We start from the raw sequence: 15,562 nt of genomic DNA, 5'->3' as shown, positions 1-15,562 counted from the left end.
CGTCGTCCGATCGACGCAAGGGAAGGAGCCGCCGGTGATCGTGATCCTCGCGGCCCATGCCGTGGCCGCCCTGATCGCGCTCCCACTGGTGCTGAGGCTCGGACGCCGCGCTTTCCCGCTGCTGGCGCTCGTCCCCGCCGGCGGCGCGGTATGGGTGGCCGCCAATCTCGACCGTGTGCCCACGGAGACCCTCCAGTGGGCGCCCGGCATCCACCTGACGCTGGACCTGCGGATGGACGCGCTGTCCGCACTGATGTCCCTCATCGCACTGGGCGTCGGCGCGCTCGTCCTGTTCTACTGCACCTGGTACTTCGACGACACCGAGCCCCGCCTGCACCTGTTCGCGGCCGAGATGGTCGCGTTCGCCGGAGTCATGTTCGGCCTGGTCGTGGCCGACAACATGGTGCTGCTCTACACCTTCTGGGAGATCACCTCCGTCCTGAGCTTCCTGCTCGTCGGCCACTACGCGGAGCGGGCGACATCCCGCCGCGCCGCCACACAAGCCCTGCTCGTCACCACACTCGGCGGCCTGGCGATGCTGGTCGGCATGATCATCCTGGCCCAGGAGGCCGGGACCTACCTGCTCAGCGAGATCGTCGCCTCTCCGCCGTCCGGCTCTCTCGTCCACTGGGCCCTCGGCCTGGTGATCGTCGGCGCGACGAGTAAATCCGCCATCGCCCCCCTGCATTTCTGGCTCCCCGGAGCCATGTCCGCACCCACGCCGGTGAGCGCCTACCTGCACTCCGCGGCGATGGTCAAGGCCGGGGTCTTCCTCGTCGCCGCCTTCAGCCCGGGCCTGTCCGGATCGTCGACGTGGCAGCTGCCGCTCATCGTTCTCGGCCTGGTGTCCCTGCTCATGGCCGGCTGGCGCGCCCTGCGGGAAACCGACCTCAAGCTGGTGCTCGCCTTCGGAACCGTGTCCCAGCTGGGGTTCCTGCTGGTCCTGGTCGGCATCGGATCGCGCGACACGATGCTCGCCGGACTCACGATGCTGCTGGCGCACTCGCTGTTCAAGTCCGCGCTGTTCATGGCCGTCGGCGTCATCGACAAGACCACCGGCACCCGGGAGATCCGCGAACTGTCCGGTCTGGGCCGCAAGAGTCCCGCTCTCGCCGTCTTCTTCACCCTCGCCGCCGCGTCGATGGCCGGTCTGCCGCCCTTCCTCGGATTCGTCGGTAAGGAATCCGCGTTCGCCACCACGCTGACCGAGGAGCGGCTCCACGGCATGCCGGCGCTCGTCGTCACCGCCGGGCTGGTCGTCGGCTCGGTCCTCACCTTCTCCTACACCGCCCGCCTCGTCATGGGCGCGTTCCGCTCCAAGCCGTTCTTCCCGGACGGGATCAGCCCCGCGGTCGCCGAGTCGAAGCCGGTCACCCCGCTCTTCCTCTCCGTGCCCGCGCTCCTCTCCGTCGCCGGCCTCGTGCTCGGTGTGTGGTCGGCGCCCGTCGAGGCACTGCTCACCCGGTTCGTCGACGTCGCGTTCCCGCCGGGCAGCCCGTGGGCGGGCGAGGAGGCCTACCACCTCGGGCTGTGGCACGGGTTCGGTGTCCCGCTCGCGCTCACCGCGGTCGTATACGTCCTCGGCACCATGCTCTACGTCGCGCAGCGGACCGTGGAGCGGATGCAGTTCGAGTCGCCCGCCCTGGGTAACGCGGACCGCATCTACGACGCCGTCCTGCGCTTCTTCGACATCTTGTCGCTGCGCCTGACCGCCAGCATCCAGCGCGGCTCCCTCCCGCTGACCCTGGGCATCATCCTGTTCACGCTCGTGGTGTTCCCCTTCGTGTCCCTGCTGGTCGGCACCCGCGAGGGCCTGCGGATGGAACTGTCCGCTAATCCGGTCGTGCTGTTCGTCATGATCCCCATGACCGTCGCCGCGGTGGCCGCCACCGTCCTGCGCAACCGCCTCGCCGCGGTCGTCAGCATGTCCGTGACCGGCTACGGCGTCGCCGTGATCTTCGCCTTCCACGGTGCTCCCGACCTCGCGCTCACCCAGGTGCTGGTCGAGACGCTGATGATGGTCACGTTCGTGCTGGTCCTGCGCACGATGCCCGCCGAGGTGCCCCTGTCCGACGGCTTCCGCCGCCTGCGCGCCTGGCTCGGCATCGGCGTGGGACTCCTCGTCGTCATCGTCGGCGCGTACGCCATCAACGCCCGCCGGGACCCGGCCGTGTCCACGGTCTTCCCGGACATCGCCTACCGGATCGGCAACGGCGCCAACGCCGTCAACGTCACCCTCGTCGACATCCGCGCCTGGGACACCCTCGGCGAGATCACCGTGCTGCTGGTCGCCGCGACCGGTGTGGCCAGCCTCGTCTTCCGCAATCGTCGCTACGGCTCCGGGCCACGCATCGCCGACGCCGACAAGACCCGCTCCGGACGGCGCGGGATGGAGGCGGCCCGGATCGTCATCGAGGCACCGGGGGCTTCGCCCGGCCGGTGGCTGGTCGGCGCGACCGTGCGCGACCCCCGCGCCCGCTCGCTCGTCCTCGAGGTCACCACCCGTCTCATCTTCCCCACGATGATGATCCTGAGCCTGTTCTTCTTCTTCGCCGGCCACAACAACCCCGGCGGCGGTTTCGCCGGGGGGCTGGTCGCGGGTCTCGCGCTCGTTCTGCGCTACCTCGCGGGTGGCCGTTACGAACTCGGCGAGGCCGTCCCGATCGATGCCGGACGGATCCTCGGCGCCGGCCTCCTGCTGGCCGCCGGTACCGCCGCCGCCTCGATGGCCCTCGGTGCGCCGCCGCTGTCCAGCGCCACCTTCGAGTGGACGCTGCCCGTGTTCGGTGAGGTCAAGCTCGTCACCGCGCTGTTCTTCGACGCGGGCGTGTACCTCATCGTCGTCGGCCTGGTCCTCGACATCCTCCGCAGCCTGGGAGCGCGGCTCGACCTCGACGCCGAGGACCTCGAGGAGCTCAGGGCCGTCTACGTCGACGCCACCGACTCGCCCTCCACCGCCGCCCTGCGCCGCGTCCCCGGCGTCGACAGCGAAGCTCCACGGTCCGACCTGGCCGCGCGCCGCGCCGCGCGTCTCGAGGCCGCCGAGAACCAGGGCACCACACCCCAGGGGATGCCATGACCGCCGACTTCGCACTCCTACTCATGGCCGGTGTCCTCAGCGCCACCGGTGTCTACCTGCTTCTCGAGCGCGCGATCATCAAGATCCTGCTCGGCATCATGATCCTGTCCAACGGCGTCAACCTGCTCATCCTCGCGGCCGGTGGAGCCCCGGGGAACCCGCCCATCCGCGGCCGGTCATGGGGCGACAACACCGTCGACTCGGATCCGTTGTCCCAGGCGATGATCCTCACCGCGATCGTCATCACCGCCGGCGTGGGTGCGTTCATCCTGGCCCTGGCCTACCGCTCCTATCAGTTCACCACTGTGGACGAGGTCGCGGACGACGCCGAGGACACCAAGATCGCCCAACGCTCCCCCACCGACGCCTGGTCCGCTCCGGACCGCGACGCCTCGGACGACCAGACCACGGGCCAGCCCACCGAACTCGGCGACCACGTGGATTACGACGACGAGGACCTCGAGGAAGCCGAGGCCGAAGCCGAAGCCCGGGCGGAGGCCCGCGCAGAGGCCAGGGCGAAAGCCGAGGCCGAGGCGCGGGAGGTCGACAGACGAGAGCGGCGGTACAAGAAGGCCGGTAAGGAGGAGGAACTGTGATCTCTCCCGACCTCTTCGGGTACCTCATCCCCTCCGTCGTCCTCCTGCCGCTGCTCGCGGCCGCGCTGTGCCTGGTGGTCTCCCGCCGGCCGCGGGTCCAGAACATCATCACCATCACGACCCTGTCCGCTCTGCTCGTCATCTCCGGGCTCCTGCTGGTGCTCACGGACTCGCACGGCATGCACACGGTGCAGGTGGGCGGGTGGGACGCCCCGGTCGGCATCACCCTGGTCGCCGACCGGCTCAGCGCCCTGATGCTGTGTGTGGCCGCCATCGTGCTGCTGACGGTCATCATCTATGCCGTCGGGCAGGGTGTCCGCGACGGCGACGGCGACCAGCCCACCTCGATCTTCCTGCCCACCTACCTCGCGCTGGCGGCGGGACTCAACGCCGCCTTCATCGCGGGCGACCTGTTCAACCTGTTCGTCGGGTTCGAGATGCTCCTGGCCGCGTCCTACGTCCTGCTCACGCTCGGGGCCAGCCAGGAACGCGTCCGCGCGGGGGTGTCGTACACCGTCGTGTCGATGGTCTCGTCCATGGTCTTCCTGCTGGGGATCGCGCTGACGTACTCGGCCGTCGGCACGCTCAACCTGGCTCAGCTGGCCACGCGGATGGCGGAGGTGCCGGAAGGCCTGCGCAACACGATCTTCGCAGTGTTCCTCGTGGCGTTCGGTATCAAGGCCGCGGTCTTCCCGCTCTCCACCTGGCTGCCCGACTCCTACCCGACCGCTCCCGCCCCGGTCACCGCCGTGTTCGCCGGCCTGCTCACTAAAGTCGGCGTGTACGCGATCATCCGCTTCCACACCCTCGTGTTCCCCGGGGGCGGGATGGACGGGGTACTGCTCGTCGCCGGTCTTCTCACGATGGTCGTGGGCATCCTCGGCGCGATCGCCCAGTCCGACATCAAGCGAATACTGTCGTTCACGCTGGTGAGTCACATCGGCTACATGATCTTCGGCATCGCGCTGTCCAGCGAAGCCGGGCTCAGCGCGGCGATCTACTACGTCGGGCACCACATCATCGTCCAGACGACCCTCTTCCTCGTGGTCGGTCTGATCGAACGCCAGGCGGGGTCGTCGTCCCTGCGTCGGCTCGGATCCCTCGGCGTCGCCAGTCCCGTCCTCGCGGTCACGTTCCTCGTCCCCGCGCTCAACCTCGGAGGCATCCCCCCGTTCTCCGGGTTCATCGGCAAGCTCGCGGTCGTCCAGGCCGGCGCGGAGAAGGGCGGAGCCCTGCTGTGGGTGCTCATCGCGGGCGCCATGGTCACCAGCCTGCTGACGCTCTACGTGGTCGCGCGCGTGTGGTCCAAGGCCTTCTGGCGGCCGCGGGCCGACGCCCCGGAGGGTGCCCTCGCGCTGGCCCGGCCGCTGTCCCTCCTCCCCTCCGACGAGTACGTCGAGTTCGACGAGCGCGAGGAGGTCGGCAAGATGCCCTGGAGCATGCTCGCCCCGACGTGGGCGCTCATCGTGGTCTCGCTGCTCATGACGATCTTCGCCGGACCGCTGCTCCGGGTGGCAGACGGCGCCGCCGCCACCCTGCGCGAGCGCGCCGAGTACCTCTACACGGTCCCCACCGACACCTCACCCGACCGGTACGTCGACTCCGTGACGGGGGTGCGCTGACATGGGACGCAAGCCTTCTCCCGACCTGCGGGTGCTCGGCGCCCGCGTCTTCATGACGTTGTGGCTCACCTTCGCCTGGGTACTGCTGTGGGGCAGCTTCGACATCGGCACCGTCGTCTCCGGACTGCTCGTGGCGATCCTGGTGATGGTCGTCCTGCCCCTCCCCCGCGTCCCCGTCGAGGGCCTGCTGCGGCCACTGTCCACCGCGTGGCTCGTGCTGGTCGTGGCCTTCTACCTGATCCGCTCGTCGTTGGTCGTCGCATGGCTCTCGATCCGGCCGAAGCCGCCGCCCCGGTCCGCGGTGCTGCGGGCGCCGATGCGGCTGAAGTCAGACTTCACCCTCGCCCTGGCGGTGAACACCCTCAACCTGCTGCCCGGCGGCATCGTGGTCCGAGTCGACCCGGTGGCCCGCTACGTCTACGTGCACGTCCTGGACGCCGGTACCGACGAGGCCGTGGAGCAGTTCCGCCGCCAGACCGCACACGTGGAGAAGCTCTACCTCCGCGCCTTCGAGCGAGACGAGGACTGGAGGCCGAGCCCCGGGCACTACTCGGCCCCCGCCGACAGGGCCCCGAGCGCCGCGAGCACCGTGGCGCCCGCGGAGCCGGTGGATCCCGCCGGCGACACGGACCCGGCAGATCCCGACGCCGACCGGGCCGCCGGCCCCGACAACCCCGCAGGCCCCGACGGCGACGAGAAGAAGCCGTTCGATCCCACGACGGAAGAGGAGGGACCCTGGTGAGCGTCGCACTCGTCCTCTGGATCCTGGCGATCATCGCGCTGACTGCCGCGCTGTTCGTGACGATGATCCGTCTGGTCGGCGGACCCAACACCCTCGACCGGCTCATCTCCCTCGACATGATGGTCGCCGTCGCTCAAGGGGGCATCGCCGTCTACATCGCGTGGACGAAGGACACCACCCCCGCAGCGGCGCTCGTCGCGCTGGCACTGGTCGCGTTCCTGGGTTCGGTGTCCGTGGCCCGGTTCCGCGTCAGCGACAACATCGGCACCCCCGAGGAGGCCATTTCATGAGCGACGACATCATCGAGATCATCGCCGCGCTGTTCGTTCTCGCCGGCGCGCTACTGACCTTGTGCAGCGCGATCGGCCTCGTGCGGTTCCGCGACACGCTCAGCCGGATGCACCCGGCTGCCAAACCTCAGGTGCTCGGCCTGGTCCTCGTCCTCATCGGCGCGGGAATCCGGATCTTCCCGGACATCGACCTCGGCATGCTCGTCCTCACCGCGATCGTGGCCGTGTGCGCCGCACCCGTGATCGCCAACCGGGTGGGCAATCTCGCCTACCGCGAGAGTGTGGAGGACGGGACCATCACCCACGAGGCGCCCGTGCTGGAGAAGTACACCGGCCCCCGTCTCGACGGCCGTGGACCCCTCTGAGCCGCACCGCGGGCCGCAGAGCCGGGGCTTGAGCGCCGGGTCTTGCCGCGCCCGCCACCGGGCCAGATTCGACGCGAGCCCCGCACCCGTCTGCTCGGGGTGCGGGGCTCGCGGGTCCGGTGGCCGGACCTCAGATCAGGGAGCGGGCTGCGTCGGGACCGCGCTGCCGGCCTGCTGCCCGGCGCCCGGCACCGGGAGTCCGTCGTCAGTGGTGGCCTGGCCGCCGCCCTCGTCGCCACCCTCACCGGGGATGCCGGTCGCGGTGGTGCCGGCCTCGAAGTCCTCGATCGTGTCCGGGTCGTCGGTCTCCTGCGTCTCCGGGATGGAGGAGTGGGGCGCGGACTCCTCGGAGTACGTGGGCAGCGTGTACGGCGCGTCGGGATCGGCCGGCTCCTGGTTGGGGCTGCACGCGGCCACGGCGAACGCGAGGGCGAGTGCGGGAGCCGCGACCAGGATGCGGCGGGCGGTCTGACGCGGGGCCATGGGGGCTCCTTCGATCTCGGGAGGCTGCAAGTCGCTACTGGGCGTGCGTCCCGCGGACGGGCCGGACGCGTGGGCTCATCATATCCTCAGGGGTCAGCGGTCGAGATCCTGGGTGACGATCACGATCACCCCGGGAGCCTCCCCCGCCAGATCCGCCGGACGCGGCTTGGCGGTGATCCCCAGCTGGGCGGCGATCGCCTGCGCGGCCTGCTGCTCACCGGGCCCGGTGCCGTAGAAGGCGGTGGACTCCGCCACCACGCCGCGGTTGGACGGCATGTTGGCCACGTCGCCCACCGCGAAGCCGCTCTCGCGCAGCGCCTCGCCCGTGCGGGCTGCCAGGCCGGTGACGGTGCTGTTGTTGAAGATCTGCACCGGCACGCTGGTCACGTCCGGTCCGGGCGCGCCGGGCTGGGCGGGAGGCTGCCCGGCCGCGGGCGGGTCGGCCGGGGCGGCGGGATCGCCGGGCTGGGCCTCGCCGCCGGCCTCGCCGGGGGCTCCCACCGCGCCGTCCTGACCACCGGGGGCGCCGCCCTGGGCGGGTGCACCCTCAGCCCCGCCGGCCTCACCCTGCGCGGGCTGGCCGTCGGCGCCCTGACCGGTCGAGCCGTCCTGCTCGACCTGGGAGGTGCCCTCGTCGGCGGTGGGGGCCGCCTCGTCGTCGTCGCCCCCGAACAGCTGCACCAGCCCGATGCCCACGGCGAGCACGACCGCCGACAGCAGCACCATCGCGATGGCGCGGTACGGCGGGCCGCTGGGCTCGTCGGGGTCGCCAGCGCCCGGGCCGTAGGGGTCGTCGGCGTCGTACGGGCCGCCGTCCCGGGGGTCGCCGTACCGTGCGTCGTCGTACCGGGGATCGCCGTGGTCGGGGTCGCCGGGCTGCGGGGCGTACTGCGGGTTCTCGGACTGGGAGCTCACGCGCCCGAGTCTAGGTCAGTCGAGGCGCATTCCCAGGTTGCGCGCCGCGCGTGCCTTCTGGCGGCTCGAACGCATGCGGCGCAGCCGCTTGACGAGCAGGGGATCGGCGGCCAGCGCCTCGGGGCGGTCGATGAGGTCGTTGAGGATCTGGAAGTAGCGGGTGCCCGACATGTCGAACTGCTGCCGGATCGCCTCCTCCTTCGAGCCGGCGAACTTCCACCACTGCCGCTCGAACTCGAGCATCTTCTGATCCCGCTCCGACAGGACGGGGTCGGCGGCGGGCAGCGGGCCCTCCCGGTCGCCTCCGGTGGTTGCCTCACGCGTCGCGGCAGCCGATCGACCCATGCGCGCACCTCCTCGTGTACCAACGGGCACCGCACCCGACGCCCAGGCCAGCAACCCGGCCAGCAGTCCGGCCAGATCACACCGTTGTGATTCCCCCGTAGTGAACCACACGCCTCCGACACCCCGCCATCGCCGGCGCACTAGAATCGGCGACCATGGCCGTCCGTCCCATCGTCATCCTCGGCGATCCCGCGCTCCACGCGCCCACCGAACCCGTCACCGAGTCCCCCGAGGAGATCGCGGACCTCGTCCGGGACCTCTACGACACCATGGACGCCGCCAACGGGGTGGGCCTGGCCGCCAACCAGATCGGCGTCCGCAAGCGCGTGTTCGTCTACGACTGCCCCGACCTGGACACCGAGGACGGCGAGGGCGTCTCGCGCGAGGAGGTCGAGGCGCGCGGCGGCTGGCTCAACCGGCGCGGCTGCGTGATCAACCCGGTCCTGGAGACGTCCGAGATCCCCGAGACCATGCCGGACCCCGAGGACGACCTCGAGGGCTGCCTGTCCGTCCCGGGCGTCAACTTCCCGCGCGGGCGTGCGTGGTGGGCGCGCGTGACCGGCACCGACGAGCACGGCGAGCCGGTGTCGGTCGAGGGCTACGGCCTGTTCGCCCGCTGCCTGCAGCACGAGGTCGGCCACCTGGACGGCTTCGTCTACACCGACCACCTCATCGGGCGGAACAAGAAGGCCGCCAAGCGCCACATCCGCGACGCGGGCTGGGGCGTGCCGGGCCTGAGCTGGGATCCGGCCACCGACCCGGATCCGTTCGCCGACGAGGAGGACTGGGACGGCGACGACGACGAGGTCGTCACCGACCATGGCTGAGCAGGACCGGGGTCTGTCGGGTCGGTCCCGGTGGAACTCCGGCCGCCGGGTGGCGGTGGGCGAACGCGTGGTCGTGCGTCGCCATCTGGCTCCCGGTGAGGCCTCGCACCTGTACACGGACGTCATCGGTCACGTGGTGGCGCTCGAGCCGGAGCTGATCGTCCGCCGGGAGTCCGGCGAGGAGCTGCGGATCCCCGACGCGGACGTCGCCGTGCTCAAGGTCCTGCCCCCGCGGCCGGTGCGGGCCCGCGACGTCCGGGCGCACGAGTACGCGGGTGCGCTGGCGTGGCCGTGCCCCGAGTACGAGCTGGTCGACGGCTGGTTCTGTCGGGCCGGCGACGACTGGTCGTATCGCGGGAACTCGGCCGTGCCCGTCCTGCCGTGGGCCAGTTGCGAGGACCTCGACGGGGTGCGCGACTGGTACGCCGCCCGCGGCCTGCCGCTGCGGTTGGTCGACGTCGAGCGGCTCGTGAAGGTCGAGCGCATGATGCTCGACGGCGCGCCGGTGGACTCCGCGCGGATCCGCGCCGACCGTGACCTGTTCCTCTGCACTGCGGACAGCGAGGCGCTGCTCGCCGTGGTCGACGCCGCCTTCCCGGCCGACACCCGGCCCGCCGTCACCCTGGCCGACCGCCCCGACGACGACTGGCTGGCCCTCTACCACGCCACCGCCGACCTGGACCCCGAGCGCGTGCGGCCCGCGATGCTCGCCACGGCCGGCATCCTCACCGACGGTCCGGACAGCGGCGATCCCGGCCCCGGCGGCCACGTCGTGTTCGCCCGCCTCGAAGAGGGCGGCGAGCTGGCCGCCATCGCCCGCGGCGCCGTCACCGCCGGGCCCGACGGGCAGGCGCGCGTCGCCGTGTCCTGCGTGCAGACCGCCGACGCCCACCGCCGCCGCGGCCTCGCGGAGGTCGTCACCGGCGCGCTCGTCGACTGGGGACTCGGCCTGGGCGCGCGGGAGTGTCACCTGCACGTGTTCGCGGACAACACCGCCGGGCGCGGCCTGTGGGCCAAGCTCGGACTCGAACCGCACCATTCGCTGCGGCACCTCGTCGTCGTCGACCAGTCCCCGCCTCCCACGGTGACGCCGCCGCGCGGCGCGCAATAGACTCGCACCCATGCGCCTGGCCACCTGGAATGTGAACTCGATCCGAGCCCGCAAGGACCGCGTGCTCGCCTGGCTCGACCGGTCCGACGTCGACGTCCTGGCGATGCAGGAGACCAAGTGCAAGGACGAGCAGTTCCCCGAGGAGGACTTCCGCGAACTGGGCTACGAGGTCGCCCACCACGGCCTGAGCCAGTGGAACGGCGTCGCCGTGGCCTCCCGCGTCGGGCTCGAGGACGTGCGGCTCGGCTTCGACGGCATGCCCGGCTTCCACAAGGACCCCGAGCAGTCCCAGGACCCGGAGGCGCGCGCGATCTCCGCGGTGTGCGACGGCGTCCGCGTCTACAGCCTCTACGTGCCCAACGGCCGAGAACTCTCCGACCCCCACTACACGTACAAGCTCGAGTGGCTGGCCCGACTGCGTGACCACGCCGCCGCCGAGCTGGTCGCCGACCCCGACGCCCAGGTCGCGCTCGTGGGCGACTGGAACGTCGCGCCGCTCGACGAGGACGTGTGGGACATGGAGGTCTTCGAGGGCAAGACCCACGTCTCCGGCCCCGAGCGGTTCGCCTTCGCCGCCTTCGACGGCGCCGGGTTCCGCGAGGTCACCCGCGAGTACACCCCCGGGCCGGGCGTCTACACCTACTGGGACTACACGGGGCTCAGCTTCCCCAAGCGCAAGGGCATGCGCATCGACTTCCAACTGCACTCCCCCGCGCTGGCCGCCCGCGTCACCGGCGCCTTCATCGACCGCGAGGAGCGCAAGGGCAAGGGCGCCTCGGACCACGCCCCGGTCGTGGTGGACCTCCACTAGACCCCGCCGCTCCCGGGTCATCTGAAACGCTCGACACCACCTCACGCCAGGAGACCGACCACATGTCCACGTTCCAGCTACGTCACTACATCGATCGGCTCCGCGCCGAGGGCTACACGGTTCGCGACGATCACGGCGAGGACCCCGACCTCATCGACATCACCGGCCGTGCGGTCGACACGTGGCGGGAGAACTACCCGTACGACGAGCGGATGGACCGCAACCAGTACGAGGTCGAGAAGTACCTTCTGCAGATCGAACTGCTGAAGTTCCAGCGCTGGCAGGCCGAGTCCGGGCACCGGCAGGTGATCGTGTTCGAGGGCCGTGACGCCGCGGGCAAGGGCGGGACGATCAAGCGGTTCACCGAGTACATCAACGTCCGTCAGGCCCGCGTCGTGGCGCTCATCAAGCCCACCGAGACCGAGCTGCACCAGTGGTACTTCCAGCGCTACGTCACCCACCTGCCCAGCCGCGGTGAGCTGGTCCTGTTCGACCGCTCCTGGTACAACCGCGCCGGCGTCGAGCGGGTCATGGGGTTCTGCACCGACGAGCAGTACTCCACGTTCATGCAGCAGGCGCCGATGTTCGAGAAGATGCTGGTCGAGTCGGGTATCGGGCTCACCAAGCTGTGGTTCTCGGTGACCCGCGAGGAGCAGAAGACCCGGTTCGCGATCCGGCAGCTGGACCCCGTGCGCCGGTGGAAGCTCTCCCCCATGGACCTGGAGTCGCTGGGCAAGTGGGACGAGTACACCGAGGCCAAGGAGGAGATGTTCCGGCGCACGGACACCGAGTGGGCGCCGTGGACGACCATCAAGTCCAACGACAAGAAGCGGGCCCGCATCAACGCGATGCGCTACTTCCTCAACCAGTTCGACTACCCGGAGAAGGACGACCAGGTGGTGTTCGAGCCGGACCCGAGGATCGTCCAGCGCGGCAAGGACGCCGTCGGGGACTGACTGAGCCTGCGAAGGAAGCGCCCCGCGCGCAGACGCCGTCGGGGACTGATTGCTCGCGCGGGAATGTCTGGGCGCCGCGGGGCCTTGCACGGGGTATGAGCCATTCCAATGATCCGGCCGTCATCGAGCGTCTGCTGTCCCAGAGGGGGCGGTGGGCCGTCGTCGGTCTGTCCTCGAACACCTCGCGCACCGCGTACCGGATCGCCGCGTTCGTCCGGGACCTCGGTCACGAGATCGTGCCCGTCCATCCGAAGGCCGAGACGGTCCACGGTCAGCAGGGGTATCCGGACCTGGCGTCGGTCCCCGGCGAGATCGACGTCGTGGACGTGTTCGTCAACTCCGAGCTCGCCGGGGGCGTGGTCGACGACGCCATCGCCAAGGGCGCGAAGGCCGTCTGGCTGCAGCTGGGCGTGATCGACGAGGCCGCCGCGCAGCGGGCCAAGGAGGCCGGTCTCGACGTGGTCATGGACGCGTGCCCGGCGATCGAGGCACCGCGCCTGGGCCTGTCCTGAGGCGTGCGGGCGCGCCGCCGACCCGGCACCGGGTGGGCGGCGCGCGTGCTCGGGCTGAGCGTTAGTAGCCGCTCGAGGCCAGGCCGACCATCGCGAAGATGAAGATCAGGTACAGGATGATGAGGACCGCCACGATCGCGAGCGAGATCATCCCGAGCCGCTTGGCGGTCGCACTGGCGGCCTCGGCCTCGGCGTACCGCCCGGCGGCCCAGAGCGGGTAGACCTCCAGCGCCCGCGTCATCGCGATGAACGACAGGGGCCAGAAGAACAGGATCGAGGCGACCGCCCACCCCACGTTCGACGGCGGCCCGGGGCGGGCACCGGGAGCCGCGGCGAAGCCGCCCGAACCGGAGTACGCGGGCGTCTGCGAGCCGTAGCCACCCTGCCCGTAGGAGCCCTGCCCGTACGCCTGCTGCCCGTACGCCTCCTGGCCGTAGCCGCCTGTCCCGTACGAGCCCTGCCCCGCACCGGACTGGCCGCCGTATCCGGATTGTGCGGAGTAGTCCGTGTACCCGGACGAGGCGGTGTTGTCGGCGTTGTCGGCGTTGTCGCCCTGCGGCGGGTAAGTCATGAGGTGTCCTGTTCGCTGGCCGGTCTTCCGCCGCCCACACTACGGATCGGGTCGGACATCCTCCCCCGTCGTGGCGAGCATCCTCCCCGCCGTGGCGAAGCCGGCCGTGGTGCGCGCGGCGTGACGCGGCGTGTCAGTTGGGGGCGACGAGCAGCTGGTACTCGGGGAACCGCACGAGGAAGCGGCGCACGTAGCTGCACACCGGGCGGATCTTCAACCCGTCGAGCCGCAGGCGGGTGAGGACCAGGCTCACCAGCAGTCGGGCGATGCCCTGCTGACCGAACCGCTCCTCGATCACGGTGTGCAGGAGGATGTAGACGTCGCCGTCCTTCTCGTACCCGACCAGTCCCATGAAGGTCTCGCCGTCCCACAGCTCGAAACGGTCTCTATCGGTGTTGTGGACGAGCTTGAGCGAAGTTCCGCCGGTCATCTCGACTCCTTAGGGCCGACCGAGTATCGATTCCGACCCTACCCCTGAAGGGCGGCCCAGTCCGGCGCATCGCGAGCGTGAATCCGCGGGCGCCCCGGCGCGGGTCAGAGGTCGCGGCCCGAGGTCAGGCGTCGCGGCGCAGGGTCAGGCGTCGCGGCGCAGGGTCATCACCAGGCCCACGGCCCACAGGACGATGCACACCGCGGCGTAGAGCGCGAACGCCGGCCATTCACCCCAGGTGATGTAGCCCTTGGCCGCCTCACCCTGGGTCCAGTAGTCACCGTTGGCGAACGGCATCCAGGCGGCGATGTCCTCGCCGACCCGCGGGATCAACGAGACCATGCCCTCGAGGGCCAGTATCCACACGAGGAACAGGGAGATCGTGCCGGCGGCGTTGCGCATGATGTACGCCAGGCCCGTGACCGCGATCGTCCCCAGTGCGGCGTAGACGGGGAAGCGCCACAGGTAGGTCAGCCCGTCTCCGGAGAACGGGGTCCAGCCCTCGTTTCCGGAGAGCGCCCCGGCCACGAGGAGCGCCAGGATCACCGCGATGGCTGTGACCACCATCGAGAGCACCGTGAACAGGGCGGTCTTGGCCAGGATGGCAGGCCAGCGCGACGGCGTCGTCAAGAACGTCGCCTTGATCGTGTGATAGCGGTACTCGCCGGTCACACCGACGATCGCGGCGATCCACGCCAGCAGGACGGTGAACGCACTGACGCCGAGGATCGCGAACAGCGGGTCACTGCCGCCGCCGGGCGCACCGGCCATCGGGTCCCCTGTGGCGGGCTGCTCGAACTGGCCGATGACCACGGCGAGCACCACTGCCAGGCCGATGCCGATCGCGTACAGCCAGTAGGCACTCTTGGTGGTGGTGACCTTGATCCACTCGGACTTCAGCTGGTTCATCGGGTGGACTCCTGACCGTGGTACTCGACGTCCTGGTCGGTGAGGGCCATGAAGGCCTCTTCCAGCGACGCCCGCTTCTCGTGCAGTTCGTGGACGGTGATCCCCAGGCTGGCGGCGACATCGCCGACCTGCGGCGCGCGGAGGTTCTGGATGAGGAAGACACCCTGTTCCGCGTCGAACGTGGCCTCGATGCCCTCGTCGCGCGCGGCGGCGGTGAACTCATCGACGTGCGGGGTGCGCAACACCACCGAGGATGTGGCGGCGTCGAGGAACTCCTCGACGGAGGTCTGCGCGCGCAGCTTGCCGCGGCCGATCACGACGAGGTCCTGGGCGGTCTGCGCCATCTCCGACAGCAGGTGCGAGGAGACGAGCACGGTGCGGCCCTCTGCGGCGCGCGCGTGCATGAAACGGCGGATCCACAGGATCCCCTCGGGGTCGAGTCCGTTGACGGGCTCGTCGAACAGCAGGACCTCGGGGTCGCCGAGCATGGCGGTGGCCAGACCGAGTCGCTGGCGCATGCCGAGCGAGTATCCGCCGACCTTGCGGCCGGCGACGTCGGTGAGGCCGACCAGGCCGAGCACCTCGTCGACGCGGCCCGGGGCCACCCCGCCCGCCGCGGCGACCATCCTCAGGTGCGCGCCGGCGGAGCGGTTGGCGTGGGTCCAGGACGCGTCGAGCAGACAGCCCACCTTGTGGGCGGGGCGATCCAACTCGCGGTACGGGGTGCCGTTGATCAGTGCCTGCCCAGACGTGGGGGTGTCGAGACCGACCATCATCCGCATCGTCGTGGACTTCCCGGCGCCGTTCGGGCCGAGGAATCCGGTGACGACGCCGGGACGGACCTCGAAGCTGAGGTCGTCCACGGCGGTGGAGGCGCCGAAGCGCTTGGTGAGATTCCGTACCTCGATCATGGTCCCCAGTCTGCCTGCCGGGGCGCGGGCAGCGTGCGTTCACCTACTCAGCCCGCGTACAGGTAGTGCAGTACTAGGAGCATGGGT

The 15,562-nt window shown here is 70.5% G+C and carries 18 protein-coding genes; 11 read left to right on the top strand and 7 right to left on the bottom strand.

The features are described 5' to 3' along the window. The first annotated feature begins 34 nt into the window (after positions 1-34). Genes DPA01S_RS08130 through DPA01S_RS08105 form a run of 6 tightly spaced genes read left to right on the top strand, consistent with a single transcriptional unit; the run spans position 35 to position 6,694 of the window. Complete coding sequence (locus DPA01S_RS08130) at positions 35-3,079, top strand: Na+/H+ antiporter subunit A (RefSeq protein WP_061915327.1); 3,045 nt, start codon at positions 35-37, stop codon at positions 3,077-3,079. Beyond that, positions 3,076-3,675 (top strand): Na(+)/H(+) antiporter subunit C, encoded by a 600-nt coding sequence (locus DPA01S_RS08125; RefSeq protein ID WP_061227942.1) that lies wholly within the window; start codon positions 3,076-3,078, stop codon positions 3,673-3,675. The genes DPA01S_RS08130 and DPA01S_RS08125 overlap by 4 nt, the downstream gene beginning before the upstream one ends. Next, positions 3,672-5,297, top strand: a complete 1,626-nt coding sequence (locus DPA01S_RS08120; protein ID WP_061227941.1) for a Na+/H+ antiporter subunit D — start codon at positions 3,672-3,674, stop codon at positions 5,295-5,297. Before DPA01S_RS08125 ends, DPA01S_RS08120 begins: the two co-directional genes overlap by 4 nt. Position 5,298: 1 nt before the next feature. Next, complete coding sequence (locus tag DPA01S_RS08115; RefSeq protein WP_061915324.1) at positions 5,299-6,039, top strand: Na+/H+ antiporter subunit E; 741 nt, start codon at positions 5,299-5,301, stop codon at positions 6,037-6,039. Next, entirely contained in the window at positions 6,036-6,329 is a 294-nt protein-coding gene (locus DPA01S_RS08110) for a monovalent cation/H+ antiporter complex subunit F (protein ID WP_061227939.1), read from the top strand. The genes DPA01S_RS08115 and DPA01S_RS08110 overlap by 4 nt, the downstream gene beginning before the upstream one ends. After that, on the top strand, positions 6,326-6,694 hold the full coding sequence (locus DPA01S_RS08105; RefSeq protein WP_061915321.1) for a cation:proton antiporter: 369 nt from the start codon (positions 6,326-6,328) through the stop codon (positions 6,692-6,694). Before DPA01S_RS08110 ends, DPA01S_RS08105 begins: the two co-directional genes overlap by 4 nt. Before the next feature lie 135 nt (positions 6,695-6,829). On the opposite strand, the gene DPA01S_RS08100 is transcribed toward DPA01S_RS08105, so the two are convergent. From DPA01S_RS08100 to napA, 3 genes are all read right to left on the bottom strand, one after another. Beyond that, positions 6,830-7,177, bottom strand: a complete 348-nt coding sequence (locus DPA01S_RS08100) for a hypothetical protein (RefSeq protein ID WP_061915318.1) — start codon at positions 7,175-7,177, stop codon at positions 6,830-6,832. Between the two features lie 93 nt (positions 7,178-7,270). After that, on the bottom strand, positions 7,271-8,092 hold the full coding sequence (locus DPA01S_RS08095; protein ID WP_061227936.1) for a LytR C-terminal domain-containing protein: 822 nt from the start codon (positions 8,090-8,092) through the stop codon (positions 7,271-7,273). Between the two features lie 15 nt (positions 8,093-8,107). Next, positions 8,108-8,437: a nucleoid-associated protein NapA gene (gene napA, locus DPA01S_RS08090; RefSeq protein ID WP_061227935.1), complete on the bottom strand. Its 330-nt coding sequence runs from the start codon at positions 8,435-8,437 to the stop codon at positions 8,108-8,110. 155 nt (positions 8,438-8,592) lie between these two features. Here napA and DPA01S_RS08085 point away from each other — a divergent pair, with 155 nt between their 5' ends. From DPA01S_RS08085 to DPA01S_RS08065, 5 genes are all read left to right on the top strand, one after another. Beyond that, positions 8,593-9,264 carry a peptide deformylase gene (locus DPA01S_RS08085; RefSeq protein WP_007630501.1) on the top strand — a complete coding sequence of 224 codons (672 nt, stop codon included), beginning with the start codon at positions 8,593-8,595 and terminating at the stop codon, positions 9,262-9,264. Next, positions 9,257-10,375: a GNAT family N-acetyltransferase gene (locus DPA01S_RS08080; protein WP_061915315.1), complete on the top strand. Its 1,119-nt coding sequence runs from the start codon at positions 9,257-9,259 to the stop codon at positions 10,373-10,375. The genes DPA01S_RS08085 and DPA01S_RS08080 overlap by 8 nt, the downstream gene beginning before the upstream one ends. Positions 10,376-10,385: 10 nt before the next feature. Continuing rightward, entirely contained in the window at positions 10,386-11,186 is an 801-nt protein-coding gene (locus tag DPA01S_RS08075; protein WP_061915312.1) for an exodeoxyribonuclease III, read from the top strand. A gap of 62 nt (positions 11,187-11,248) precedes the next feature. Beyond that, entirely contained in the window at positions 11,249-12,142 is an 894-nt protein-coding gene (ppk2, locus tag DPA01S_RS08070) for a polyphosphate kinase 2 (protein ID WP_061915309.1), read from the top strand. A gap of 95 nt (positions 12,143-12,237) precedes the next feature. Continuing rightward, entirely contained in the window at positions 12,238-12,654 is a 417-nt protein-coding gene (locus DPA01S_RS08065) for a CoA-binding protein (RefSeq protein ID WP_061227931.1), read from the top strand. 61 nt (positions 12,655-12,715) lie between these two features. Here the strand turns inward: DPA01S_RS08065 and DPA01S_RS08060 are convergent, their stop codons facing one another. From DPA01S_RS08060 to DPA01S_RS08045, 4 genes are all read right to left on the bottom strand, one after another. Further along, the gene (locus DPA01S_RS08060; protein WP_061915306.1) at positions 12,716-13,225 is read right to left on the bottom strand and encodes a CD225/dispanin family protein; all 510 of its coding nucleotides are present in this window, start codon (positions 13,223-13,225) and stop codon (positions 12,716-12,718) included. Between the two features lie 133 nt (positions 13,226-13,358). After that, positions 13,359-13,655, bottom strand: a complete 297-nt coding sequence (locus DPA01S_RS08055; protein WP_007627316.1) for a GNAT family N-acetyltransferase — start codon at positions 13,653-13,655, stop codon at positions 13,359-13,361. 144 nt (positions 13,656-13,799) lie between these two features. Then, positions 13,800-14,564, bottom strand: a complete 765-nt coding sequence (locus tag DPA01S_RS08050) for an ABC transporter permease (protein ID WP_061915303.1) — start codon at positions 14,562-14,564, stop codon at positions 13,800-13,802. Continuing rightward, the gene (locus DPA01S_RS08045; protein ID WP_061227928.1) at positions 14,561-15,475 is read right to left on the bottom strand and encodes an ABC transporter ATP-binding protein; all 915 of its coding nucleotides are present in this window, start codon (positions 15,473-15,475) and stop codon (positions 14,561-14,563) included. Before DPA01S_RS08045 ends, DPA01S_RS08050 begins: the two co-directional genes overlap by 4 nt. Positions 15,476-15,562 lie beyond the last annotated feature (87 nt).

Source organism: Dietzia papillomatosis NBRC 105045 (assembly GCF_001570845.1).
GTDB lineage: Bacteria > Actinomycetota > Actinomycetes > Mycobacteriales > Mycobacteriaceae > Dietzia > Dietzia cinnamea.
Note: the sequence above shows the minus strand (reverse complement) of the source record. Positions and strands in the feature narration are given on the sequence as shown.

Bases quoted from the DNA above. Each gene is read 5' to 3' on its own strand.
- DPA01S_RS08100 (WP_061915318.1), bottom strand. From the start codon at position 7,177: ATGGCCCCGCGTCAGACCGCCCGCCGCATCCTGGTCGCGGCTCCCGCA.
- DPA01S_RS08115 (WP_061915324.1), top strand. From the start codon at position 5,299: ATGGGACGCAAGCCTTCTCCCGACCTGCGGGTGCTCGGCGCCCGCGTC.
- DPA01S_RS08055 (WP_007627316.1), bottom strand. From the start codon at position 13,655: ATGACCGGCGGAACTTCGCTCAAGCTCGTCCACAACACCGATAGAGAC.
- DPA01S_RS08060 (WP_061915306.1), bottom strand. From the start codon at position 13,225: ATGACTTACCCGCCGCAGGGCGACAACGCCGACAACGCCGACAACACC.
- DPA01S_RS08105 (WP_061915321.1), top strand. From the start codon at position 6,326: ATGAGCGACGACATCATCGAGATCATCGCCGCGCTGTTCGTTCTCGCC.
- DPA01S_RS08050 (WP_061915303.1), bottom strand. From the start codon at position 14,564: ATGAACCAGCTGAAGTCCGAGTGGATCAAGGTCACCACCACCAAGAGT.
- DPA01S_RS08065 (WP_061227931.1), top strand. From the start codon at position 12,238: ATGAGCCATTCCAATGATCCGGCCGTCATCGAGCGTCTGCTGTCCCAG.
- napA (WP_061227935.1), bottom strand. From the start codon at position 8,437: ATGGGTCGATCGGCTGCCGCGACGCGTGAGGCAACCACCGGAGGCGAC.
- ppk2 (WP_061915309.1), top strand. From the start codon at position 11,249: ATGTCCACGTTCCAGCTACGTCACTACATCGATCGGCTCCGCGCCGAG.
- DPA01S_RS08045 (WP_061227928.1), bottom strand. From the start codon at position 15,475: ATGATCGAGGTACGGAATCTCACCAAGCGCTTCGGCGCCTCCACCGCC.
- DPA01S_RS08080 (WP_061915315.1), top strand. From the start codon at position 9,257: ATGGCTGAGCAGGACCGGGGTCTGTCGGGTCGGTCCCGGTGGAACTCC.
- DPA01S_RS08075 (WP_061915312.1), top strand. From the start codon at position 10,386: ATGCGCCTGGCCACCTGGAATGTGAACTCGATCCGAGCCCGCAAGGAC.
- DPA01S_RS08085 (WP_007630501.1), top strand. From the start codon at position 8,593: ATGGCCGTCCGTCCCATCGTCATCCTCGGCGATCCCGCGCTCCACGCG.
- DPA01S_RS08125 (WP_061227942.1), top strand. From the start codon at position 3,076: ATGACCGCCGACTTCGCACTCCTACTCATGGCCGGTGTCCTCAGCGCC.